The organism is Deinococcus betulae, from assembly GCF_020166395.1.
Taxonomy (GTDB): Bacteria; Deinococcota; Deinococci; order Deinococcales; family Deinococcaceae; genus Deinococcus; species Deinococcus betulae.
In genome coordinates this window covers 1-1047 of record NZ_JAIQXU010000081.1, presented here as the reverse complement: position 1 = coordinate 1047, position 1047 = coordinate 1, and the positions used below count along the sequence as shown (strand labels likewise).

The window sequence follows — 1047 nt, the reverse complement described above, 5'->3', positions numbered from 1 at the left end:
TATTGATCACGGTATAGATTCGTATTGAGAAGGTGTCGTGGCAGCCCGACGTATCGCACACGCTGCCACGCCCCCACCAGCTTCTGCTTCAACATCCCGACCGTACGGGCGCAAAAGTTGCCCAGGACATTGCGCTTGACGTAGGCCCAGATCAATTCAATCGGGTTGAGTTCCGGCGCATATGGCGGCAAATATTCCAGCGACAAGCGTTCGTGGCTTGCCACGAACGCTTGTACGGCTTTGGCTCGGTGAATGGCGGCGTTGTCCAGCACGACGACAATCTCTCCAGTCACATGACGCAGCAGATGTTGAAGAAACTGAATGACATCGCCATGCTTGATCGCGCCGGTCTTCGTGTTCTGAAAGAAGCGCCCATCTGAAGTCATCGCCCCAATCGTCGAGAGCTTCGCCCAGTTCGCGGGCAGCGTGACCAGGGGCGTGACGCCCCTGGTCGACCATGTCCGTCGTCGCACGCCCTTCAACGCAAAGCCCACTTCGTCCAGATAGATCAGCGTGGCGCCCTCAGCGACCTTTTTTTTTCAACTCGGGTGCCGTCTGTTCTTCCCAGGTGGCAATCCGCAGCTCGTTGCGCTCTGCGGCGCGTCCATCCGGCATTTGTGGGGTCCAGCCGAGCTGGTGCAGGATTTTGCGGACGTGATCGTGGTGATACCAGATCGCAAACCGCCGACCAATGAGCTCACTCACCCGACGAGTGGTCCAGGTCTCGTCGGGGAACCCGTGGGCGAGCGCACCCTCCTTCAGGAGGGTGCGCAGCTGCTCGTGCTGTGCGGGGGTCATCCGAGACTGGCGACCGGTGGCGACGGTCGCCTGCAGGGTGCCTCTCTTCTTGAGGCGCGCATTCCAGGTGGTGACGGTCACAACAGAGACCCCGAAATGCTCAGCAATTTCGCGGTGGGAGTGCTTGCCCTCTTGAAGCCACTTGGCAGCAGCCACTCGGCGCTCTTCGAGTTGGTCACGGGTATATCGGGTCGGCTGCCATTCCACCATACCCCAAAATACCAAGACGGATTTTCGCCGTTATCAATA

Annotated in this window: 1 protein-coding gene; it reads right to left on the bottom strand. The window is 59.2% G+C overall.

The features are described from left to right. Positions 1-1008, bottom strand: a protein-coding gene (locus K7W42_RS22705) for an IS630 family transposase (RefSeq protein ID WP_224577680.1) whose coding sequence is annotated in 2 segments (ribosomal slippage) — positions 1-539 and positions 541-1008 — 1007 coding nt annotated over the 2 segments. Because the reading frame shifts where the segments join, the coding sequence is not laid out codon by codon here. This gene is flagged as partial in the annotation. Between the last annotated feature and the right edge of the window lie 39 nt (positions 1009-1047).